The organism is Streptomyces sp. NPDC043870 (assembly GCF_056435785.1).
In genome coordinates this window covers 102,729-126,400 of sequence record NZ_JBWKDT010000011.1, presented here as the reverse complement: position 1 = coordinate 126,400, position 23,672 = coordinate 102,729, and the positions used below count along the sequence as shown (strand labels likewise).

The 23,672-nt window shown below is 70.6% G+C and carries 15 protein-coding genes; 7 read left to right on the top strand and 8 right to left on the bottom strand.

Features of this window, described 5'->3' with window-relative positions; genetic code table 11:
• The first annotated feature begins 10 nt into the window (after positions 1–10).
• On the top strand, positions 11–4,375 hold the full coding sequence (locus AC0699_RS16655) for an FAD-dependent oxidoreductase (protein WP_478660488.1): 4,365 nt from the start codon (positions 11–13) through the stop codon (positions 4,373–4,375).
• A 24-nt stretch (positions 4,376–4,399) separates the two neighbouring features.
• On the opposite strand, the gene AC0699_RS16650 is transcribed toward AC0699_RS16655, so the two are convergent.
• The gene (locus AC0699_RS16650) at positions 4,400–5,620 is read right to left on the bottom strand and encodes an alginate lyase family protein (RefSeq protein ID WP_478660485.1); all 1,221 of its coding nucleotides are present in this window, start codon (positions 5,618–5,620) and stop codon (positions 4,400–4,402) included.
• Positions 5,621–5,736: 116 nt separating this feature from the next.
• On the bottom strand, positions 5,737–8,313 hold the full coding sequence (gene glgP, locus AC0699_RS16645; protein WP_478660482.1) for an alpha-glucan family phosphorylase: 2,577 nt from the start codon (positions 8,311–8,313) through the stop codon (positions 5,737–5,739).
• Positions 8,314–8,754: 441 nt separating this feature from the next.
• Between glgP and AC0699_RS16640 the strand changes: the two genes are divergently transcribed.
• The 4 genes from AC0699_RS16640 to glgB all read left to right on the top strand — a co-directional run bounded on the left by AC0699_RS16640 (position 8,755) and on the right by glgB (position 16,485).
• A complete protein-coding gene (locus tag AC0699_RS16640) occupies positions 8,755–10,740 on the top strand; it encodes an alpha-1,4-glucan--maltose-1-phosphate maltosyltransferase (RefSeq protein WP_478660688.1) in 1,986 nt (661 codons plus the stop codon).
• Entirely contained in the window at positions 10,737–12,569 is a 1,833-nt protein-coding gene (treS, locus tag AC0699_RS16635) for a maltose alpha-D-glucosyltransferase (protein ID WP_478660480.1), read from the top strand. The genes AC0699_RS16640 and treS overlap by 4 nt, the downstream gene beginning before the upstream one ends.
• 184 nt (positions 12,570–12,753) lie before the next feature.
• Complete coding sequence (locus AC0699_RS16630; protein ID WP_478660477.1) at positions 12,754–14,193, top strand: maltokinase N-terminal cap-like domain-containing protein; 1,440 nt, start codon at positions 12,754–12,756, stop codon at positions 14,191–14,193.
• 54 nt (positions 14,194–14,247) lie between these two features.
• Complete coding sequence (gene glgB, locus AC0699_RS16625) at positions 14,248–16,485, top strand: 1,4-alpha-glucan branching enzyme (protein ID WP_478660475.1); 2,238 nt, start codon at positions 14,248–14,250, stop codon at positions 16,483–16,485.
• Here the strand turns inward: glgB and AC0699_RS16620 are convergent.
• The 6 genes from AC0699_RS16620 to AC0699_RS16595 form a co-directional block, all read right to left on the bottom strand.
• Entirely contained in the window at positions 16,442–18,652 is a 2,211-nt protein-coding gene (locus AC0699_RS16620; RefSeq protein WP_478660686.1) for a HelD family protein, read from the bottom strand. The two genes, glgB and AC0699_RS16620, sit on opposite strands and share 44 nt — an antisense overlap.
• Before the next feature lie 165 nt (positions 18,653–18,817).
• On the bottom strand, positions 18,818–19,225 hold the full coding sequence (locus AC0699_RS16615; RefSeq protein WP_478660473.1) for a DUF4259 domain-containing protein: 408 nt from the start codon (positions 19,223–19,225) through the stop codon (positions 18,818–18,820).
• A gap of 82 nt (positions 19,226–19,307) precedes the next feature.
• The gene (gene trxA, locus AC0699_RS16610) at positions 19,308–19,640 is read right to left on the bottom strand and encodes a thioredoxin (RefSeq protein WP_478660470.1); all 333 of its coding nucleotides are present in this window, start codon (positions 19,638–19,640) and stop codon (positions 19,308–19,310) included.
• Entirely contained in the window at positions 19,637–20,050 is a 414-nt protein-coding gene (locus AC0699_RS16605; RefSeq protein WP_469768884.1) for a MerR family transcriptional regulator, read from the bottom strand. The genes trxA and AC0699_RS16605 overlap by 4 nt, the downstream gene beginning before the upstream one ends.
• A gap of 145 nt (positions 20,051–20,195) precedes the next feature.
• Complete coding sequence (locus tag AC0699_RS16600; RefSeq protein ID WP_478660468.1) at positions 20,196–21,074, bottom strand: NAD(P)-dependent oxidoreductase; 879 nt, start codon at positions 21,072–21,074, stop codon at positions 20,196–20,198.
• 82 nt (positions 21,075–21,156) lie between these two features.
• A complete protein-coding gene (locus tag AC0699_RS16595; protein ID WP_478660465.1) occupies positions 21,157–21,678 on the bottom strand; it encodes an Lrp/AsnC family transcriptional regulator in 522 nt (173 codons plus the stop codon).
• A 102-nt stretch (positions 21,679–21,780) separates the two neighbouring features.
• Between AC0699_RS16595 and AC0699_RS16590 the strand changes: the two genes are divergently transcribed.
• Both AC0699_RS16590 and AC0699_RS16585 read left to right on the top strand, forming a co-directional pair.
• The gene (locus tag AC0699_RS16590) at positions 21,781–22,695 is read left to right on the top strand and encodes an NAD-dependent epimerase/dehydratase family protein (RefSeq protein WP_478660684.1); all 915 of its coding nucleotides are present in this window, start codon (positions 21,781–21,783) and stop codon (positions 22,693–22,695) included.
• The gene (locus tag AC0699_RS16585) at positions 22,692–23,576 is read left to right on the top strand and encodes an aldo/keto reductase (protein WP_478660462.1); all 885 of its coding nucleotides are present in this window, start codon (positions 22,692–22,694) and stop codon (positions 23,574–23,576) included. The genes AC0699_RS16590 and AC0699_RS16585 overlap by 4 nt, the downstream gene beginning before the upstream one ends.
• Positions 23,577–23,672: the final 96 nt, after the last annotated feature.

Here is a 23,672-nt window from a genome sequence, read left to right as displayed (position 1 = left end):
GGGGCCGCCCATGGATCCGGCGCTGCACGAGCTGTCCCGCCGCGGCGACCCCGATGACGAGGTCGGTGTCATCCTCCGGCTGCGCGACCCGGACCGGCCCCCGGCCACGGTGCGGGTCGTCAACACCTTCGGCGACATCGCCACCGTGCGGGTGCGCCGCCGGAACATCGCCGGTCTGTGGGCCGACCCGGCCACGGTGAGCGTCAAGGCTCCGCGTCTGTACGCACCGGACGTCGAGCCGCCCTCGATCGACACCGAGGCGGCCGGGGGCGAGCCGTTCCTGGACCAGGCACGGCCGGACCTCGAAGAGACCGGCAGAGGCGTCGTCGTCGGTGTCGTCGACTGGGGCTTCGACTTCGCACACCCCGACTTCCGCCGACCCGACGGCCGCACCAGGCTGTTGGCCCTGTGGGACCAGCGCCCGGCGGACCCGGCGAGCCCCGGCCCGGCCGCACCGTACGGGGTAGGACGGCTGTTCACCGCCGCGCACATCGACGCCGCGCTCGCGCAGCCCGACCCGTACCGGGCACTGGGCTACCACCCCGCCGACTTCGACCCGGGAACGGGCGCGCACGGCACTCACACGTTGAGCGTCGCCGCGGGCAACGGTCTGGCGGGCGGACCGCCGGGGCTGGCGCCCGAGGCGGACATTCTGGCGGTCAGTCTGAGCAGACAGCCCGGCAATGCGGTTGTTCCCCTGGGCAGTTCGGGTGATCTGCTGGACGCCTGCGCGATGATCTTCGACACCGCAGGGGACCGGTCCTGCGTGATCAATCTCAGTCTGGGCCGACAGGCCGGTGAACACACGGGGCGGCTGCTGCTGGAGCAGGCCCTGGACCATCTGGTAAGTGAGGCGCCCGGCAGGGCCATTGTCCAGTCCTGCGGCAACTACTTCGAGCGCCGCGCCCACGCCGCCTGGCAGTTGCGCCCGGGAGAAGCACAGACCTTCCGGGTCAAGGTGGACCCGGCCGACCTCACCTCCAACGAGGTCGACATCTGGTACCCGGGCCGCGACCGGCTGACCGTCGAGGTGGTCAGCGCCGACGGAGCGCACCGGGCCGTGGTGCCGCTCGGCGACAACGGGGTGATCGGCATCGACGGGCGCGAGGTGGGCCGGATCTACCACCGGGCGCACGACCCCAACAACGGCGACCACCAGATCAGCCTGTTCCTCGACCCGGACCCCGCGGTCGACGGCTGGCACATCACGCTGCACGCGGACGACGTGGTGGACGGCCGGGTGCACGCCTGGATCGAGCGGGATGCCGGGTGCCGGCACTGCCAGACGCACTTCGACGACTCCGACGTGGACACCGCCACCACCCTCGGCACCATCGTCAACGGGCTTCGTACCATCGCGGTCGGCGCCTATGACGCGCACCGCCCGGACCGGCCGCCGGGATTGTTCTCCTCCTCCGGTCCGACCCGCGACGGGCGCCAGAAACCCGATCTTGTCGCTCCTGGCGTGCGCGTGCTCGGCGCGCGATCACACCCCGGCACAAGTGAGCGGGGGCCGTCGTATGTCCGGATGTCCGGCACGAGCATGGCGGCGCCGGCGGTGACCGGCACGGTGGCACTGATGTTCCAGGCCGCCGGCCGGCCGCTGCCCATCGAAGAGGCCCGCCGGGCGCTCCTGGCGAGCTGCGACCCGCCGATGCCGGGCGCCGACGCGCGCCGGCTGGGCAGCGGCTGTCTGCGCGCGGACCGTGCGGTCGCCGCCGTGAGGCCCGGCGGCGAGGCCGGCGACCGGAGCGGCCTGCGTACGTACGGCGACGGCGACGCAGTCGCCGTGGACCGCCCCGGGCTCGACGCGTGGGAGACACCTTCCGAGGCTTCGCTGCACGAATACGCGGACCCGTGCGCGCTGTCCAATCTGCGGGTGGCGGTGGTCGGCGGGGGCTTCGCGGGGCTGATGGCCGCCTGGTCACTGGCCACAGGCGGGGCCCGGGTCACCGTGTTCGAGGCCACCGAGCGACTGGGGGGCCGGGTGCGCACGGACCGGTCGCTCGTACCGGGCAAGGTGGTCGAAGCGGGCGCCGAGTTGATCGGAGAGAACCATTGGGCGTGGATCGCCCTCGCCCGTGCCTTCAAACTGACGCTGACCAAGGTCACCACGAAGGATGAGTACAAGCGCAAGGGGCTCAAGGTCCGGTTGAGATTCGGCATGACCGACCTCACGGATGCCGAGCAGAAGCAGATCGAGTCCGACCTGAAACCGGTGCTTCGCAAGATCGGCGCGGAGGCGAGGGCGGTCGACGCGCTGCGTCCGTGGACCAGCAAGAACGCCGCCAAGCTGGACGCCATCTCGCTCGAGGACCGCCTGAACGACCCGGACATGTTCGGTCAGGCCTCCTCCCCGGCCCGGCACTACTTCGAGTTGATCACCGAGAACGACCAGTGCGTTGCACTGAACAAGCAGAGCTACCTCGGGTACCTGGCCGCGGTGAAGGCGCACTCGATGGCCGGCGACATGCTGGCCTACTGGAGCCGCACCGAAACCGACCGCTGCGAGGGCGGCAACGACCAGCTCGCCACCGCGCTCGCACGCACCCTGAAAGACGTCCGGCTGGGCAGCCCGGTGACCGCGGTCGAGGTGCAGAAGAGCAGCGTGCGGGTGACGTACACGTCCGGTGCCTCCGGAGGGGCGGTCTCGACCGATGATTTCGACTTCGCCATCCTTGCCGGCTCGCCGTTCGTGTGGCCGAAGGTCAGCGGTCCCACACCTTTCGTCCCGGCCGACTACACCATCCAGCACGGCCCGGCGGTCAAGTTCCTCAGCGCCTTCGACAGCGACTTCTGGGCCGCGAAGGGAAAGGAACTGGCGCCGAGCGCGCTCTGGGACTGGCTGGGCAGTGTCTGGGAGGGCACCGACAAACAGACGAAACCGGCGAAGGGGTTCGACCTGTCCGTCTATTCAGGCGGATCGTTCGTCCTCAGCGCGCCGCTCTACGAGACCCGCATGGAGATGCTCTACCCCGGCTACGCCGCCAATGTGAAGAAGTCCACCCTGGTCGACTGGCCGAACGAGCCCTACGTCTGCACCGGTTATGCGGTGCCTGCCCCGAACCAGGTCACCACGGTCGCGAAGAACCTGAGCAGCGCCTACCAGGGACGGTTGTTCTTCGCAGGCGAGCAGGCCTCGCCGGGGTTCTTCGGCTACATGGAGGGGGCCCTGCAGTCCGGCGTGCTGGCCGCCTTCCGCGTGGCCGCCGCGTGGCGGACGGCGTGCGGGCAGTCAGCCGTCACGCCGGAGGCGGTGGAGCAACTGGCTCGGTGGATCGGCGGGGAAGCGGCGCAGAGCGAGGCGGACATGCTTCGTCCCGGTGGCCCTCAGGACCTGTGGGCGTCGGCACCGCGGGCCGAAGCCACCGATGCGTACGAGGCGGAGGTGCCGGTGCCGCCGTCCGCTCCGCCGGCGATCGACCCGGCGTACGGCACGACGAGTTCCGTGCAGGGGCAGCCCGACGCGACTCACGCCGCCGAGCAGTTCCCGGGAATCGTCGCCCCGCCTCCGCCTCGGCGTCCTTCGTTCATGCCCCCCGCCCCACCGAGCCCGGCGCTCGCCGGACCTCCGGTCCTGCGGACGTGCTGCATGCTGTCGCCCGGCTTCCTCACCGGCGCGAGCGCCGCCGGAGGGCACGGCTCCGGCAAGCCGGGCATCGTCTACACCGGCAGAGCCGGGTTCATCGACCTGGCCCACCTGTGGGACGTCTGCGACGGCACGGCATTCGCCTATCAGGAGATCCACCGGGCGAGCGGCACCGCCGGCACGAAGATCCGTACCGCCGAGGGCGAGGCCACGCTGACCAGCGCGGTGCCGCCGGCGGAGTGGCTGGAGACGGCCCGGTCGATCGCCTTCGACGACGCACTGGGACACGAGATCGCCACGTACCCCATGGGTGCCGGATCTTGCGGCCCCGCCATTCCCGGTCTGCACAATTCGTCGTTCTCGCCCGAGGACCTGTGCTCCAACTTCCTCGGCACGGTGGTCGCCCAACGCGCGATCGTGGCCGGCGGGGCCTTCGTCCCGGAGGCCGAGCGTCAGCTGACCGCACTGCTCGCCTCGCTGAACGCGCAGTCGGCCGCCGGAACACGGGCGGCCTTTGCCCTGATCGCGCGTCGGTGGGTCGATCTGCCGCTCGGCATCACGAATTCGTGCTACCTGAAGCGGCGCAACTTCACCTCGGTGCCGTTCAAGACCGGTCACAGGAGCGACGCACCCACGCCCCGGTGGGTGGTCAAGCCGTTCGCGTTCACCGCCACGTACGACTACAAGCACGTCACGGGCTTCCGCCGGGCCGACTTCGGCACCCACATCGCCAGGATCAAGGCGGCGGCGCGGGCACAGTACGGCCCCGACTTCGCGTCCCCGTAGCGACCGGGCCCGCGCCTCCGCGTGTCAGTTCGGGTTCTGCGCGTGCGTCAGCGTCTCCCACGCCACGTAATGGTTCTCGGTGCCCTGCGGCCGGTGGGACTCCGTGTACTGCTTGGTGTTGCTCATGGCGATGCCCATACGGGTGTTCAGCGCGTTGTAGCCGACCTCCGTCACGAGCCCGAGGCCCAGCTTCAGGCTGCCGCCGCACAGCGACGACGGCACGGACGCGCCGTTCTCGTACTTCGTGTGGAAGCCGAGCATGTGCCGCAGCCGGTCCTTGATCTGGGGGAAGATGTCCTGGCCCTGGATGCGGCTGGTCTCCGCGACATGGGAGATGGACGCGACGCCGTAGCCGGTGTGGCCGAAGTCGCGGCAGGTCTCCTGGGCGAGCCCGTCCGAGAAGGCCGACTGGCCGTGCCAGTAGTCGATGAGCTCCGAGGTGGTGTCGATGGAGCTGCGCGGCGGGTACTTCGGCTGTGAGCCGTCGCTCGCCAGATAGACGTAGGCGGGGACGCGGCCGTTGTAGATGGACATCGCCTTGTCGTAGCCCGGCCTGTCCTCCAGGTGGATGGCGATGCCCTGCGCCGCCTCCATCATGATCAGTTCCCAGTTGCCGTTGCTGTTCGGCTTCCCGTTGATGACCTCGGGGAGGTAGACGTCGCGGAGCATGGTCGCGAAGCGTCCCGCGTTGGGCCAGCTGCCGGTGTAGGTGTACTTGATGATCTCGGCGGCCCGGGGCCAGACCGAGCCGGCCCAGCCGGACTGGAGCGGGGCGTTGCTGTTGGTGTGGTCCTTGATGACTCCGGACCAGGCGTCCATCAGCTCGATGGCCTTCTTCGCATGGCGGTCGTCGCGGGTGATGTACCAGGCGAGGGCCTGGCTGTACGCGGCGATCGCGTCCTCGCGCTCGTCGGAGCAACCGTAGTCGGGGTTGGAGTACGAGCCGCATTCGACGACCGCGCGCGGCTTGGGGGTGCGGGAGAGCGAGCCGTACTTGCTGCCGAGCATCTGGTCGTACGCAGCCTTCCAGGGCTGCGCGCCGGCCTGCACCTTGCCGCGGACGAAGTCGAGCTGGGGCTTGCTGACGAGCACGCCGGGGTGGGTGAACCGAGCAGGTGCGGCGGCCTGTACGGGGGCGGGTGCGGCGGCCGCTCCGGGCCCTGCGGCGGCGGTGGGGGCCCTGAGGAGGGCGGCGGAGAGGGTGAGGCCGAAGCCCAGGAGCGCGACGCCGGTTCTCTTGCGCATGACGGAGCCTTTCGTTCATCCACATGAACAGTGGGCGGGGGTATGAACGTGACACTGGCCGTGGAACCTAAGGCCATTCCGTGTACACGTCAATCCCCGCCCACTGGGCGCCCATGTCAGCGCATCAGCACTCCCGCCCCTTCACCCGTCGCCTCCGTAGGCAGCGCGACCAGCCCCAGATCGGCGCCGGAGGCCAGCAGCCGATGGGCAGGCAGCACACGCACGGTGTAGCCGAACGGGCCGGTGCGGTCGAGCGCGAGCGGGCCCTCGTACACCCGGCGGCCCGCCGCGTCGGGGCCGCCGCCCACCGGTTTCAGCGGGAAGGTCTGCGCGTCGGCGATCGCGTCGTCGGAGTCGACCCGGCCCGCCACCGCCTGCACCTCCACGTCCTCCGGCTGGAGTTCGCCGAGGGCGACGCACACACGCAGGGCGAGCGTGGAGCCCAGTTCCGCCGTGCCCAGGGCCGTACCCGCCTCGACATGGCCGACCGAGACACCCGGCCAGGCCGCGCGCACCCGCGACTTCCACGCCGCCAGCTCCGTGGCGGCGTCCGCGTCCAGGGCGAGGGATCGGTGGGCGCGGGCGGCGGGTGCGTACAGCCGGTCCACGTACTCGCGCACCATGCGGTCCGCCAGGACCTTCGGGCCGAGCGTGGTGAGCGTGCGGCGGACCATCTCGATCCAGCGGCCCGGCAGTCCGTCACCGTCCCGGTCGTAGAAGAGCGGTGCGATGCGCTCCTCGATCAGCCCGTACAGGGCGGCGGCCTCCAGATCGTCGCGGCGTTCGTCGTCGTGGGCGGCACTTCCGTCGGCGGTGGGGACGGCCCAGCCGAAGTCGGGTTCGTACCACTCGTCCCACCAGCCGTCGAGCACCGAGAGGTTGAGGCAGCCGTTGAGAGCGGCCTTCATCCCGCTCGTGCCGCACGCCTCCAGCGGCCGCAGCGGGTTGTTGAGCCAGACGTCGCAGCCCGGGTAGAGCTTCCGCGCCATCGCCATGCCGTAGTCCGGCAGGAAGACGATCCGGTGGCGCACCCGCGGGTCGTCCGCGAACCGCACCAGCTCCTGGATCAGCCGCTTGCCTCCGTCGTCCGCCGGATGGGCCTTGCCCGCGACGACGATCTGCACCGGCCGGGTCGGGTGCAGCAGCAGCTCCATCAGCCGGTCGCGGTCGCGCAGCATCAGCGTGAGCCGCTTGTACGCGGGGACGCGGCGCGCGAAGCCGATGGTGAGGACGTCGGGGTCCAGCACCCCGTCGATCCAGCCCAGCTCCGTGGTCCCCGCGCCGCGCTGGCGCCAGGACGCGTGCAGCCGTTGCCGTACTTCCCCCACGAGCTGTTCGCGCAGCACCCTGCGCAGCTCCCAGAGGTCGGCGCCCGGGGTGTGGACGACGGTGTCCCCGAGACTCAGCACCTCGGGCGCCACCCACGTCGGGGCGTGCACACCGTTGGTGATGGAGGTGATGGGCACCTCCGACGGGTCGAAGCCCGGCCACAGGCCGGCGAACATGCCGCGGCTGACGGCGCCGTGCAGCGTCGAGACCCCGTTGGCGCGCTGGGCGAGCCGCAGCCCCATCACCGCCATGTTGAACAGGTTGGGCTCGCCACCCGGGTAGCTCTCCATGCCGAGCCGCAGCACCCGCCCGGGGTCGACTCCCGGCAGCTCGCCGTCGTCGCCGAAGTGGCTGGCGACCAGCTCGCGGTCGAAGCGGTCGATCCCCGCCGGAACGGGCGTGTGCGTGGTGAACACCGTTCCCGCCCTGACCGCTTCGAGCGCGGCCTCGAAGTCCAGGCCGTACGGCATGAGCTCACGGATCCGTTCGAGACCCTGGAATCCGGCATGGCCTTCATTGGTGTGGAAGATCTCGGGCTCGGGATGGCCGCTGATCCGGCAGTACGTCCGAACCGCACGCACCCCGCCGATGCCGAGCAGCATCTCCTGCAACAGCCGGTGCTCGCTGCCCCCGCCGTACAGCCGGTCGGTGACGTCCCGCTCCCCCGGCGCGTTCTCCTCGACGTCCGAGTCGAGCAGCAACAGCGGTACGCGGCCGACCTGGGCGTGCCAGACGCGGGCGCGCAGCGACCGGCCGCCGGGCAGGGCGAGGGCGATCACGGCGGGGGTGCCGTCGGGTTCCCGGAGCAGGGTCAGCGGCAGCTCGTCGGGGTCGAGGACCGGATAGTGCTCCTGCTGCCAGCCGTCGCGGGACAGGGACTGGCGGAAGTATCCGTGCCGGTAGAGGAGCCCGACACCGATCAGCGGGACGCCGAGGTCGCTGGCGGCCTTGAGATGGTCACCGGCGAGTATCCCGAGGCCGCCCGAGTACTGCGGCAGCGCGGCGGTGATCCCGAATTCGGGCGAGAAGTAGGCGACGGCGGCGGGCAGCGGTTCCCCGTCGCCGGACTGGTCCTGGTACCAGCGGCGCCCGCCCAGGTAGTCGTCGAGATCGCGGGCGGTTTCCGAGACCCGGAACAGGAAGTCCGGGTCGGTGGCGAGTGCCGCGAGCCGTCCCGCGGACACGGAGCCGAGCAGCCGCACCGGGTCGCCGCCCGCCGCCTGCCACCCGGCGGGGTCGACGGCGCGGAACAGCTCCCGGGTCTGCGGATGCCAGGACCAGCGCAGATTGCGGGCCAGGTCGCTGAGCGGAGCGAGGGGTTCGGGGAGGACGGGGCGGACGGTGAATCGACGAATGGCCTTCACAGGTCCCACCTTCGAAGCGGAGGTTCATCCGGGGACGCACAACGGTGTGCGCCCGCCCAACCCTTCGACCGTAGTGGCGTCGCCCCGTCACCAACCACGGCGCGAGGAGGGCGCATCGGACCGTGCCCCCTTCGGCCGATGCCCGGTCGGGAGAGGCGAGCAGCCGCAGTGTGTCGCCCCGCAATCTTGCCTCGCCGCCTACGCCCTAGTAGTTAACGAACCACCGGATTGCGGACCCGAAGTGCGTGGGAAGGCTCCCCCGGTACGCACCGGAGCGCGCTCGCGACCCTTCCATTCGAGTGAACGCGGACAGGAGCGGCCATGCCCGCAACCCGCCAGTCGTCGACGGAGCAGTTACAAAGAACACCCACACCCCGCGAAGCGGACCCGCCCGCTCGCCCCGCCATGCCCGCACAGCCCCCAGGTGATGCCGTGAACCCGCTGATTGGCCGCATTCCCGTCCTGGACGTAAGCCCGCTCGTCGACTGCGGCAGAAGGCCCGCCAAAGCCGTGGCCGGCGAGACCTTCCAGATCAGCGCGACGGTTTTCCGCGAAGGCCATGACGCGGTCGCCGCCAATGTCGTCCTGCGCGACCCCGGCGGTCGGCAGGGCCCCTGGACGCCGATGCGTGAACTCGCGCCCGGCACCGACCGCTGGGGCGCCGACGTGACCCCGGACGCCGAGGGGCAGTGGACCTACTTCGTCGAGGCCTGGAGCGACCCGGTGGCGACCTGGCGCCACCACGCCGGGATCAAGATCCCGGCGGGGATCGACACCGCGCCGGTGCTCGCCGAGGGCGCCGAGCTGTACGAGCGCGCCGCCGCGGGCGTACCGAAGAAGGACGGCCGGGAGGCGGTGCTCGCCGCGGCGGACGCACTGCGCGACGAGAGCTGCTCCGCCGAGGCGCGGCTGGCCGCGGCGCTCGCCCCGGCGGCGGTGGCCGCGCTCGCCCGTCATCCGCTGCGCGAACTGGTCACCGCCTCACCCGCGTTGCCGCTCCAGGTGGAGCGCACCCGCGCGCTGTTCGGCTCCTGGTACGAGTTCTTCCCGCGCTCCGAGGGCGCCACGGTCAAGCGCGGCAAGCCGGTCTCCGGGACCTTCAGGACCGCGGCGCAGCGGCTGCCCGCCATCGCCGCGATGGGCTTCGACGTGGTCTACCTGCCGCCGATCCACCCCATCGGCACCACCTTCCGCAAAGGTCCCAACAACGCGCTCAAGGCGGGCCGGCACGACGTCGGCGTGCCCTGGGCGATCGGTTCGCCGGAGGGCGGCCACGACGCGGTCCACCCGGACCTCGGCACCCTGGAGGACTTCGACGAGTTCGTCCGCTGCGCCCGCGATCTGCGGATGGAGGTCGCCCTCGACTTCGCGCTGCAGTGCTCCCCGGACCACCCGTGGGTGGAGAAGCACCCCGAGTGGTTCCGCCATCGCGCCGACGGCACCATCGCCTACGCCGAGAACCCGCCGAAGAAATACCAGGACATCTATCCGATCGCCTTCGACCAGGACATGAAGGGACTGGTCAAGGAGGCCCTGCGGGTGCTGCGCCACTGGATGAGGCACGGTGTGCGGATCTTCCGCGTCGACAATCCGCACACCAAACCGGTGGTCTTCTGGGAGAAGGTCATCGGCGAGATCAACCGCACCGACCCCGACGTGATCTTCCTGGCCGAGGCCTTCACCCGCCCCGCGATGATGCACACGCTCGCCGCGGTCGGCTTCCAGCAGTCGTACACGTACTTCACCTGGCGCAACACCAAGCAGGAGCTGACCGAGTATCTGACCGAGCTGTCCGGCGAGGCCGCCGCGTACATGCGGCCCAACCTGTTCGTCAACACCCCGGACATCCTGCACGCCTGTCTGCAGGACGGCGGCCGCCCGGCCTTCGAGGCGCGTGCGGTGCTCGCCGCGACGCTCTCCCCCACCTGGGGCATGTACGCCGGGTACGAGCTGTGCGAGAACACCCCGCTGCGGCCGGGCAGCGAGGAGTACCTGGACTCCGAGAAGTACCAACTGCGGCCTCGGGACTGGGAGTCGGCGGAGCGGGAGGGGCGCAGCATCGCCCCCCTCATCACTGCACTCAACCGGGTGCGCCGCCGCCATCCGGCCCTGCAGCAGCTGCGGAATCTGCACTTCCACCACGCCGACAACGACGCGGTCATCGTCTACAGCAAGCGATCCGGTTCGAACATCGTTCTGGTGGTCGTCAATCTCGACCCCCACCACACCCAGGAGGCGACGGTCTCGTTTGACATGCCGGAGCTCGGCCTCGACTGGCACGAGACCGTACCGGTGCGCGACGAGCTCACCGGCGAGACCTATCACTGGGGCAGGGCTGCCTATGTGCGCCTCGAGCCGGGCGTCATGCCTGCGCACATCGTGGTCCTGCGACCGTCCCCGCCGATCGGAGGGTCACCCACATCATGATCGTCAACGAGCCCGTCCACGACACCTTCGAGGACACACCCGCCAAGGACCGTGATCCCGACTGGTTCAAGCGCGCCGTCTTCTACGAAGTGCTCGTACGGTCCTTCCAGGACAGCAACGGCGACGGAGTCGGCGACCTCAAGGGCATCACCGCCAAGCTCGACTATCTCCAGTGGCTGGGCGTCGACTGCCTGTGGCTGCCGCCCTTCTTCAAGTCCCCGCTGCGCGACGGCGGTTATGACGTCGCGGACTACACGTCGGTGCTGCCCGAGTTCGGCGACCTCGCCGATTTCGTCGAGTTCGTCGACGCCGCCCACCAGCGCGGCATGCGGGTGATCATCGACTTCGTCATGAACCACACCAGCGACCAGCACCCGTGGTTCCAGGAGTCCCGCAAGGATCCGAAGGGGCCGTACGGGGACTACTACGTCTGGGCCGACAACGACAAGCAGTACCAGGACGCGCGGATCATCTTCGTCGACACGGAGACCTCGAACTGGACCTTCGACCCGGTCCGCAAGCAGTACTACTGGCACCGCTTCTTCTCGCACCAGCCGGATCTCAACTACGAGAACCCGGCGGTGCAGGAGGAGATCGTCTCCGCGCTGCGCTTCTGGCTGGACCTCGGTATCGACGGCTTCCGGCTGGACGCCGTGCCCTACCTCTACCAGGAGGAGGGCACCAACTGCGAAAACCTGCCGGCGACCCACGAATTCCTCAAGCGGGTCCGCAAGGAGATCGACGCACACTATCCCGACACGGTGCTGCTGGCCGAGGCCAATCAGTGGCCCGAGGACGTCGTGGACTACTTCGGCGACTTCCCGGCGGGCGGCGACGAATGCCATATGGCGTTCCACTTCCCGGTGATGCCGCGCATCTTCATGGCCGTGCGGCGGGAATCCCGCTACCCGGTGTCCGAAATCCTGGCCAAGACCCCGGAGATCCCGGAGAACTGCCAGTGGGGCATCTTCCTGCGCAACCACGACGAGCTGACCCTCGAGATGGTCACCGACGAGGAGCGCGACTACATGTACGCGGAGTACGCCAAGGACCCGCGTATGCGCGCGAACATCGGCATCCGGCGGCGGCTCGCGCCGCTGCTCGACAACGACCGCAACCAGATCGAGCTGTTCACGGCGCTGCTGCTGTCGCTGCCCGGCTCGCCGATCCTGTACTACGGCGACGAGATCGGGATGGGCGACAACATCTGGCTGGGGGACCGGGACGCGGTGCGCACCCCGATGCAGTGGACTCCTGACCGCAACGCCGGTTTCTCGTCGTGCGATCCCGGCCGGCTGTATCTGCCGACCATCATGGATCCGGTCTACGGCTACCAGGTCACCAATGTCGAGGCGTCGATGGCCTCTCCGTCGTCGCTGCTGCACTGGACCCGGCGGATGATCGAGATCCGCAAGCAGAACCGGGCGTTCGGGCTGGGCTCGTACACCGAACTGCCGTCGTCCAATCCGGCGGTGCTGGCGTTCCTGCGCGAGGCCCCCTCGACGGAGGACGGAATGGACGATCTGGTGCTGTGCGTGAACAACTTCTCGCGGTTCGCGCAGCCGACGGAGCTGGATCTGCGGAGCTTCAACGGCCGTCATCCGGTGGAGCTGATCGGCGGGGTGCGGTTCCCGGCGATCGGCGAGTGGCCGTATCTGCTGACGCTGGCGGGGCACGGCTTCTACTGGTTCCGGCTGCGCAAGGAGGCCGTGCCGAAGGACGCCGTCCCGAAGGCCGCCTCGCCCAAGGACGCCGTACCGGACGCCGTCGTGGCGCAGAGCGTCGCGCCGAAGGAGTCCGTGCCGCGGTCCGCCCCCATGGGTGCGTGATTCCGGCACATGCCATGTCGCGTGCGGGGCGGTTGTCACCGGCCCGCACGGGGCACGCTCCCCCTCATATCGAGTCCGTACGGACCATCCTCACCCGACACGTCCCGCACAGCCGGACAGCTATTGCCGCAATCCGGGACACTCTTCGCATCCTGTGGTGTGCCCGGGGAAAGGACGCGATGCCATGTCGGAGGCTGCATCCACCCGGACCCCCGTCGCCCTGCTTCCTTCGCTCTCGCCACTGCTGCGCGAATGGCTGCCCCGGCAGCGGTGGTTCGCGGGCAAAGGGCGCCCGGTCGCCGGCTTCTCCCTGGTCTCGGCGGCCGAGCTGCTGCCGGTCGACTCGGCCGGCCCCGGTCTGCTGCACATGCTCGTCCGCGTCCAGCAGCCGGGTCCGGCCTCCGGAAAGAGCTCCGGCGGGAAGGCCACGAACGGGAAGACGGCGGGTGCCAAGTCCGCGACCGGAAGGCGGGACGCCGCGCACGGCGGGGACTGCTACCAGCTGCTGCTCGGCGTGCGGGCCGCGCTGCCGCCGTATCTCGCGTCCGCGATGATCGGCCGCGTGACGGACGGCCCGCTGGCCGGCCGGACCGTCTACGAAGGCCTGCACGATCCGCGGCTCGCCGCGCTGCTGCTGGAGCGGCTGCGCACCCCCGGCCGCTTCGGCCCGCTCCGCTTCGACCGTTCGGTGCCCGTGCTCGGCGGACTGCCGGCCCGCGTGCTGGACGCCGAACAGTCCAACTCCTCGCTCGTGTACGGGGATTCCTACATCCTGAAGATCTTCCGCCGGGTGTATCCGGGCATCAACCCCGATCTGGAGCTGCCGCTCGCGCTCGCCCGGGCGGGCTGCGACCGGGTTCCCGCGCCCGTCGCCTGGTTCGAGTCGGACATGCCCGAGCCCTGCACACTGGGGGTCCTCCAGCCGTATCTGCGGGGCTCGCAGGACGGCTGGCAGCTGGCGCTGAAGGCGCTCGCCGCCGGACGTGACTTCACCGCCGAGGCGCAGGCACTGGGCCGGGCCACCGCCGAGGTGCACACCGCGCTCGCGGGCGCCCTGCCGACCGTGACCCTCGGCCGACCGCAGACCGAGCACCTCGCGACCGCCATGAACGAGCGGCTGGACGCCGCCGTGCGGGCCGTGCCCGCCCTGCTGCCGTACGTACGCGGGCTGCGCGCCGCCTTCGACGCGATCGCCGGAGCGGCCTTCGCCGGGGACGGGCGCGCGCAGCGCATCCACGGGGATCTGCATCTCGGCCAGACGCTGCGCACCCCCGACGGAGGCTGGTCGGTCATCGACTTCGAGGGCGAGCCGGCCCGGCCGCTCGACGAGCGCCGCCGGGTACAGCCGCCCGTCCGTGACATCGCGGGGATACTGCGCTCCTTCGACTACGCGGCCCGCTCGCACCGCCCCTGGAACCCCGCGTGGGCGGCGCGCTGCCGGGCGGCCTACTGCGAGGGGTACGCCGAGGCCTCGGGCACCGATCCGCGGACCGAGCCGGAGCTGCTGCGCGCCTACGAGACCGACAAGGCGGTGTACGAGGTCGTGTACGAGGCCCGGCACCGGCCGGACTGGCTGCCGGTCCCGATGTCGGCGATCAAGCGGCTTTCCGGTGCGGGCGGCTGACGCCCCGGACCCCCTACTGCCCATGCCCCCCAACACGCCAAGGAGGCCGCCCCCGTGACCCCCCGCAAGCCAGCCGCCCAGCCCCCCGCCCGCCATGGCGTACGCCCCGCGAAGCCGCTCTCCGAATCCGACCGGGAGCGGCTGCTCAGCGGCTCGCACCACGATCCGCACTCGCTGCTCGGGGCGCACGTGGAGCGCGTCGGGGTGGTGTTCCGTGTGCTGCGCCCGTACGCGGAGTCGGTGACCGTGCTGGCCAAGGGACTGCGCGCGGAGCTGCACGAGGAAGGCGACGGCTTCTTCTCGTGCGTGCTGCCGCTGCGCAAGGTGCCCGAGTACTCGCTGCAGGTGGTGTACGAGGACGCCACGATCGAGTTCGCGGACCCGTACCGCTTCCTGCCCGCGCTCGGCGAGCTCGATCTGCATCTGATCGGCGAGGGCAGGCACGAGGAGCTGTGGCAGGCCCTCGGCGCACAGCCCATGACGCATCAGGGCGTCACCGGAACCCGCTTCACGGTCTGGGCGCCCAATGCGCTGGGGGTCAGGGTCGTCGGCGACTTCAACTACTGGGACGGCACGGCCTACCCGCTGCGGTCGCTCGGCTCGTCCGGGGTGTGGGAGCTGTTCGTGCCCGGCGTCGGCGAGGGGGCGCTCTACAAGTTCGAGATCACCCGCCCCGACGGCTCGCACACGGTGCGCGCCGACCCGATGGCCCGGCGCACCGAGGCGCCGCCCGCCAACGCGTCCATCGTCGCGGAGTCCCACCATGTGTGGCGGGACGAGGAGTGGATGGCACACCGCGGCGAGCGGCCGGTGCACGAGGCTCCGTTCTCGGTCTACGAGGTGCACCTTCCGTCCTGGCGGCCTGGACTGACGTACCGTCAACTCGCTGCCCAACTCCCCTCGTACGTGAAGGAGCTGGGCTTCACCCATATCGAGCTGATGCCGGTCGCCGAGCATCCTTTCGGCGGCTCGTGGGGCTATCAGGTCACGGGCTTCTACGCGCCGACCGCCCGGATGGGCACTCCGGACGACTTCCGGTTCCTGATCGACGCGCTGCACCGGGCCGGTATCGGGGTCATCGTCGACTGGGTCCCGGCCCACTTCCCGAAGGACGACTGGGCGCTCGCGGAGTTCGACGGACGTCCGCTGTACGAGCACTCGGATCCGGCCCGGGCGGCGCACCCGGACTGGGGCACGCTGGAGTTCGACTACGGCCGCAAGGAGGTCCGCAACTTCCTCGTCGCCAACGCCGTGTACTGGTGCGAGGAGTTCCATGTCGACGGGCTGCGGGTGGACGCGGTCGCCTCGATGCTCTACCTCGACTACTCGCGCGAGCAGGGCGATTGGACCCCCAACGAGCACGGCGGCCGGGAGAACCTGGACGCCGTCGCGTTCCTGCAGGAGATGAACGCCACCGTCTACCGCCGCTGCCCCGGCGTGGTCACGATCGCCGAGGAGTCCACCGCCTGGGACGGGGTGACCCGGGCCACCCATCATGTCGGCCCCGGCGGCTTCGGCGGGCTCGGCTTCGGGCTGAAGTGGAACATGGGCTGGATGCACGACTCCCTCGGCTACGTCGAGCACGAGCCGGTGCACCGCAAGTTCCACCACAACGAGATGACCTTCTCGATGGTGTACGCGTACAGCGAGAACTACGTGCTGCCGATCTCGCACGACGAGGTCGTGCACGGCAAGCGGGCGCTGGTGTCGAAGATGCCCGGCGACTGGTGGCAGCAGCGCGCCAACCACCGGGCGTATCTCGGCTTCATGTGGGCACACCCGGGCAAGCAGCTGCTGTTCATGGGGCAGGAGTTCGCCCAGGGTGCCGAGTGGTCGGAGGGCCACGGCCCGGACTGGTGGCTGCTCGACCCGTCGTACGCGGCGGAGCCGGACCACCGGGGCGTACGGGACCTGGTGCGTGAGCTGAACGCGGTGTACGGGTCGACACCGGCGCTGTGGCAGCAGGACACCGTCCCCGAGGGCTTCGCCTGGGTCGACGGCGGTGCCGCCGAGGACAATGTCTTCGCCTTCCTGCGTTTCGACGCGGACGGTGCGCCGCTGCTCGCGGTGTCGAACTTCTCTCCGGTGGTCCGCCACGAGTACCGACTGGGCGTGCCGTCGTCCGTGTCCGCCTGGGCGGAGGTGCTCAACACGGACGCGGCACGGTACGGCGGCAGTGACGTCCTCAACCCGGATCCGGTGAAGCCGGAGTCCGTCGGCGCCCACGGTCACCGCACGAGCGTCCAGCTCACTCTGCCGCCACTGGCGACGGTGTGGCTGAAGCCGGTGTGATGATCCCCAGCCGCTGGGTGGCCCTGGTCAGCGCCACATAGAGGTCGTTGGCGGTCATCAGCGCGGGTGCGACGACGAGAACCGTGTCGAACTCCAGGCCCTTGGCCTGGCGCGGGTCGAGCAGGACGACGGGCCGGTGCAGGTCCAGCGGCCCGTCGTCGAGTCCGGTGAGTTCCGCGTGGAGCTCGCGCGGGGCGATGACGGCGAGCCTGCCCTCCGCCGGGGTCTCGGCCTCGGCGAGCCGGGCCACCTCGGCGAGCGGCAGGGTGCGCTCCCAGGGACGTGCTCCGGTGGAGCGGATGGAGCGCGGGGGTTCGAAGGCGGGATCGGTGGCCCGGCGCCGCTCGGCCGCGTACTCCATGATCTCGGCGGGCGTACGGTAGTTGACCCCGAGCCGGGCCAGCTGCCAGCGGTCCTGGACGTACGGCGCGAGGATCTCCTGCCAGGAGTCGCACCCGGCCAGGTCACCGGTCTGGGCCGGGTCGCCGACCAGGGTCATCGAGCGGGTCGGGCTGCGGCGCATCAGCAGCCGCCAGGCCATGGCCGACAGCTCCTGCGCCTCGTCGACGATGATGTGCCCGAACGCCCAGGTCCGGTCCACGGCGGCACGCTCGGCGGCGCTGCGGTGGTCGGCCTCCTCCTGACGTTCGGCGAACCGTTCGGCGTCGATGATGTCGTGCGCCGCGAGGACCTCGGAGGCGTCCTCGTCGATGTCCTGCTTGTCCTCGAACTCGTAGGTGCGGGAGGCGTACGAGACGTCGAGGACGCCCTGCGCGTAGGCGATCTGACGGGCCCGCTCGGCCTCGGCGGCGGCCCGGGCGGCGGAGTCGTCCTCGCCGAGGAGCTCGGCGGCCTCGTCGAGGAGGGGCACGTCGGCAGGTGTCCAGGCGGCTTTCTTCGTCCGCCGGATCAGCTCGGCGTCGTCCTCGGCCAGATGCGTGGGCTCCTCCAGATAGCCGGCGAGGAACTCCTGCGGGGTGAGCGGGGGCCACAGGGTGGTGATGGCGGCGTGCACCTCCGCGCTGGCGGCGATGCCCTTGCCGAGCTGGGCGATGTCGTCGGGGCCGAGGAAGTTCGGGCCGCCGTAGGGGTCGGCGCCGATGCGGTCGGCGAGCTGCGTGGTGAGATCGTCGATGATCCGGAAGGCGAAGGTGGGCAGGGCGAGATTGTGCGGCAGCCCGGTCTCGCGGGCCTTGTGGCGCGCCTCGACCGCCATGCCCCAGTCGAGGATCAGCTCCCCGTCGTCGTGCGCGATGACGATCGGCTCGTCCTTCTCCGGCACCTGCTGCCGGTCCCGTACGGCCTCGGCCAGTACGCCGGCCATGTCCGCCCGGCCCTTGACGGCGGCGGCCGCGGGGCTGTCGGTGCCGGTGGCGTGCACGCCGGGAAACAGTTCGCCGACCGTCGACAGCAGCACGCCGGTCTCACCGAGCGAGGGCAGCACCTCGCCGATGTAGCCGAGGAAGGCCGGGTTGGGCCCGACGATCAGCACGGCCCGCTTGGCGAGCTGCTCCCGGTGCGCGTACAGCAGATACGCGGCCCGGTGCAGCGCGACCGCGGTCTTCCCGGTGCCCGGCCCGCCCTCGACGACGAGCACCCCGCGCTGCGGGGCGCGGATGATGTGGTCCTGCTCGGCCTGGATGGTCGAAACGATGTCCGCCATGCGTCCGGTGCGGGCGCCGTTGAGGGCGGCGAGCAGCACCTCGTCGGCGTCGTGCGACTCGTATCCGGTGCGAGTGGGGTCGGCGAGATCCATGATCTCGTCGTGCAGCGCGGTGACCGTGCACCCCTGCGTGGTGATGTGCCTCCTGCGGCGCAGCCCCATCGGTTCATACCCGGTCGCGAGATAGAACGGCCGCGCGACCGGAGCCCGCCAGTCGATCAGCAGCGGAGTCCGCTCGGCGTCGTCCCGCCGGATTCCGGTGCGCCCGATGTGGTGCGTGATTCCGTCGCGCCGGTCGATACGCCCGAAGCAGAGCCCGGAGTCGGCAGCATTCAGCGCGGCGAGCGAGGCGGAGTGCTCGGCCACACCGATATCGCGCTCCACACGCGCCTGACGATCGGTGCTGACCTGCGCAATCGTGGCGCGCACGGCAGCTTCGGCCTCGGCCCGGAGCTGGTCGAGCCGCTCGTGGGCGAGGGAGACGAATTGTTGTTCCTGCCGCATTTCCTCGGTTGACAATTCAGCTCCTGACGCGGTAGAGTACGTTTATTGAAGTTCTCGATGCGCTTTAGTCCATGCGAACACGGAACTATTCAATATACGTGAAGAAATACCCCGGCCGTCAAATTCGGACCGGGGTTTTTTGTTTGCTGCGGCGCTCACGGCGACTTACGGCGCGGCGTCGAGCACGGCACGCAGCCGCGCGAGGATGCCACGCCACTCGTCGGCGTCGCCTGCGTCGACCCAGAGGTCCGCGAGCTCGGACTCGGGCGCGAGGATCCGGTCGATGGCCCGGACCGAGAGAGCGGCGAGGTCCCCGGGCAACGACGGAACGGGCTCCTCCGGGCCGTAGACGGAGTCGACCGGCGCGCCACCCGGCAGCCCGGCCGCGACGACCGCGGCGGCGGCCAGTGCCTCGTCCGCGTCGGGCGCCTCGACGTACCCCGGCGCCTCCAGAACCCTCAGCAGAGCGCCTCGTACATGCCCCGCCCTGGCCTCGGGTGCCAGCTCGTCGAGGTCGCCCGCGAAGTCCGCGGCCGTGTCGTTGTCGAAGGGTCCCGCGCCCCATGTCCCCATGGCCTGCTCCCGCCTTGTCGAAGTCGTGGGCGTGAACGTCAGCCGTCGCCGGATCACGCTCGCCCTGCGCTGACCACGACGGTCAGATCACGTCCTCGAGCTCCGTCAGGAGCTTCCGCTTCGGCCGCGCCCCCACCATCGACTTCACCGGCTCGCCACCGCGGAACACCATCAGCGTCGGCATCGACAGCACCCCGTACCGCACCGTGACCTCGGGGTTCGTGTCCACGTCGAGCTGGACGACCTTGACGCGGTCCGACTCCTCCGCGGCGACCGCGCCGAGGACCGGGGCGAGCTGATGGCACGGGCCGCACCATTCCGCCGTGAACTCGACCAGGACCGGGCGGTCCGCGCCCAGGACCTCCGTGTCGAAGTCCGCGTCCGTCACCGTCGCGACGCCTGCTGCCTGGATCATCCGTCAACCTCCGCATTCACACTGCCGTATTCACATTGCGGTTCCGGGCCGCCCGGCAGCTCTGCCTCGGCCCGCAACAGCTGCGCGCCGACCTTCGAGCGCACCGTCCGAAGCTGGTCGATGAGCTCGTCCAGCTCGGCGAGCTTGCGCCGGTAGACGGCGAGCGAGGCGGGGCAGGCGTCCCCGGCCGGGTGACCGGCACGCAGGCACTCCACGAAGGGCCGGGTCTCCTCCAGCTCGAACCCGAAGTCCTGCAGGGTTCTGATCTGCTGGAGCAGCCGCAGATCGTGCTCGTCGTACGTGCGGTAGCCGTTCACCGCACGCCGTGCGGGCAGCAGCCCCCGGGACTCGTAGTAACGCAGAGTGCGGGTGGTCGTCCCGGCCCGCTCCGCCAGCTCGCCGATTCGCATGCGTAGGACCGTAAGCCTTGACGTCGGGGTCAAGGAAAGCGACCGGGACAGGCCGGACCACCGGCGTCACCCTGCCCGCGGCAGTCGCCCGAAGAGAGCGACGTACCGGGACGGCCTGACCGGGGCGGGCGCCCGGCGGTCGGCGTCAGGGTGCGGAGCGCACGGCCTCCACCGTGCTCGCCCAGTCGTGCGCGCCATGCCCCTTCACGATCGCCCGGTCCGCGAGGGCCTTGATGGATTCCAGGTGGGAGACGTCGAGACCGCGGGTGCGGGCCGCGTGCAGGATGTGATCGACGCCCGCGGCCATCATGCCGAGGTTGGCCTGGGCGCCCGGGAAGGTACCCGCGTCGATGTTCGCCGCCGTGTACTCCGCGATGGGCGGCAGGATCTGGACGATCGTGCTCAGATACGGGGCGATGTCCGCGGCCTTGACCCCGTCGGCCGTGGCCAGCGCGTACGCGTGCACGAGGCCCGACATGCTGCCGTAGAAGAAGTCCAGCAGGGAGAGGTCGTAGAGCGCGGCGAGTCCGGGGTCCGTGCCGACGAAGACGGTCTTGCCGCCGAGGGCCTTCAGGGCGGACCCGTACCGGTCGAACGCGTCCCGGGAGCCGGAGTGGAAGAGCAGCGCGTCGGGCGTGCCGATCACGGGAGTGGGCACCATCACCGAGCCGTCCAGATACGCGATGGACCGCTCCGCCGCCCAGGCCGCGGTCTCCCGTGAGCGCTCGGGGGTGTCGGAGGTGAGATTGACCAGGACCCGGCCCTGCAGCGCATCGGCCAGCGGGTCGAGGATCGCCTGTGCGGCGTCGTAGTCGACCACACAGACCACGGTCAACTCGCTCGCTCGTACGGCAGCTTCGGCGGTGGCGGCCCGTACGGCGCCGCGCGCGACGAGTTCGTCGCCCTTGTTGGGGGAACGGTTCCAGACGGTGGTGGGATGGCCGGCGGCCAGGAAGGCTCCGGCGAGGGCCTGGCCCATCGCACCGAGGCCGATGACAGTGACGGATGCGTTCTCGGTAGGCATGAGGATCATGCTTCTTCGCCGCATACCGCCCCACAAGTACCGACTTGGAAGTCAGATACTTACCTGGAGGTGAACATCCAGGTCAACCGTCCGTCGGCAGCAGCGGCTTACGCTCCACGGGCGAGGAGAGCACGATGGACGTCGTCGTGCGGCCGAGCGCGGACGTCTGCTCCAGGATGCTTTCCAGATGCACGGTGTCCGTCGCGGCAACCTTGAGGATCCAGCAGTCCTCGCCGACGACGTGGTGGACCTCCACGACCTCCGGCCGGGCGAAGAGCTCCTGCGAGCGCGGGTGCTTGAGGTTGTAGCCGCCGTGCGGGTCGACCCGGATGAAGGCCTGGATGCGGTAGCCGAGCCGGGCGGGGGAGACGTGCGCGCCGTACCCGGTGATCGCGCCGCAGGCCTCCAGCCGGCGGACGCGCTCGGTGACGGCGGCCGGGCTCAGCCGTACCTGCCGGCCGAGCTCGCTCAGCTTGACGCGGCCGTCGCCCTGAACGATCTCCAGAATGTGCCGGTCGACCCGGTCGAAGACGACCGCCGAGGTTTCCTCGGTGGCGGCGCGCAGCTGCCGTGGTTCTTTCGGCGCGGAGGCCGGAACTCCCATGTCTCCCCCTTCAGGACGTGGCCCGCCAACGTAACACTGGTGTTCCTGGCGTCAGGGCGTCTACTGGGGCCGACAAGGGGAGAGAACGACGTGGGGGTCGGAATGCGGGACGTGTGCGTGATCGGCGGCAACCGGTATTTCGGAAAGCGGCTGATCGAGCGGCTGCTGAACGCGGGGACGCGCGTCACCGTCATCAATCGCGGCTCGTCCGCGCCGCCCGCCGGAGCCGTTCATCTCGTCGCCGACCGCGATGACGAGGCGGCCCTGACGGCGGCGCTCGGCTCGCGCACGTTCGAAGTGGTGATCGACCAGGTCTGCTACACCCCGCGCCAGGCGGACATCGCCCGGCGGGTCTTCGCCGGCCGCACCCGCCGCTATGTGATGACCTCGACGGTCGAGGTGTACGAGCACGAGGACTCCGCGGACCTGGTCCGCGAGGACGCCGTCGAACCGCGCACCGTGGCGGTCGACCTCGCGCTTCCCTGGGACGACGAGGATTTCCGGGAGGAGCACTACGGCGAGGGCAAGCGCCAGGCCGAGGCGGTGTTCGCGCGCGAGCCCGCGTTCCCGTACGTCGCGGTGCGCGTCGCCCATGTGCTGGGCGGGGAGGACGACTTCACCGGCCGTCTCGACCACTACGCCGACCGGATCCGGTCGGGCGAGCCGATCGCGGTGCCCGCCGTGAATCACTCCGCCACCTATGTGTACGTCGAGGAGATCGCGGCATTCCTGGAATGGGTGGCCGGCGCGGAATTCACCGGCCCGGTGAACGCGGCGGCGCACGGGCGACTCACCACGGCCGACATCTGCGCGGCGGTGGCCGGGATCACCGGTGGCACGGCGGAATTCCGTGCGGTCGGGTCCGGTGAGGTCTCCCCGTTCTCCTTCGCCCGCTCGTACGGCATGGACAATTCCCGCGCCGAGCGGCTCGGTTTCCGCTTCGGCCGCAGTCAGGAATGGCTCGGGCGCGCCGTCGCCGAGACCGTCGGCCCGTGCGCCGCGGAGGTGCTGCGATGACGGCCGTGCGGTCGGTCGGCGGGATCGAGGTCGGCGCCGTCGGGCTGGGGGCGATGCCGCTCTCCATCGAGGGGCACCCCGACGAGGCGCGGGCGGTCGCCACGGTCCATGCCGCGCTCGACTCGGGCGTGACACTGATCGACACGGCCGACTCCTACCATCCGCCGGGCGGCACGCCCGGCGCCGGTGAGCTGCTGGTCGCGCGCGCCCTTGCCGCGTACGGCGGCGACACCGGGAAGGTCCTCGTCGCGACCAAGGGCGGGCGCGGGCGCACCGCCGACGGCGACTGGTCGGTCAACGGCGATCCGCACCATCTCAAGCGTGCCGCGCGGGCCTCCGCCAAGCGGCTCGGCATCGAGGCGATCGGGCTCTATCAATTGCACAAGCCGGATCCGGCCGTTCCGTACACCGAATCGCTCGGCGCGATCCGCGAGCTGCTGGACGAGGGCACGATCCGGCTGGCGGGGATCTCCAACGTCGACACGAAGCAGATCGGGCAGGCGCGGGAGATCCTGGGCGACCGGCTGGTGTCGGTGCAGAACCGCTACTCGCCCGCCGTGCGCGACAGCGAGGCGGAGCTGCGGCTCTGCGCCGAACTGGGCCTGGCCTTTCTGCCGTGGAGCCCGCTCGGCGGGATCTCGCGCAGCTCGCTGGACGGGACGTCGGGACAGGCGGAGGACCCAGCGTTCGCCGGCTTCCACCGGGTGGCGCGGGAGCGCGGGGTGAGCCCCCAGCGGGTGGCACTCGCCTGGCTGCTGGCGCGCTCGCCTGCGGTGATCCCGATTCCGGGAGCCAGTAGACCGGAGACGGCAAGAGACTCGGCCGCGGCCGCCGCGCTCGAACTGACCGAGCGGGAGATGGGGCTGATCGACGCGGACTGAGCTGCCGCTCGGTGAACTGAGCTGCCGCTCGGCGATGGCGTGGCGGCGCCGGCCGACCCGGCTGGTGCCGCCAACTGCTGTGTGCATTGAGGAAGT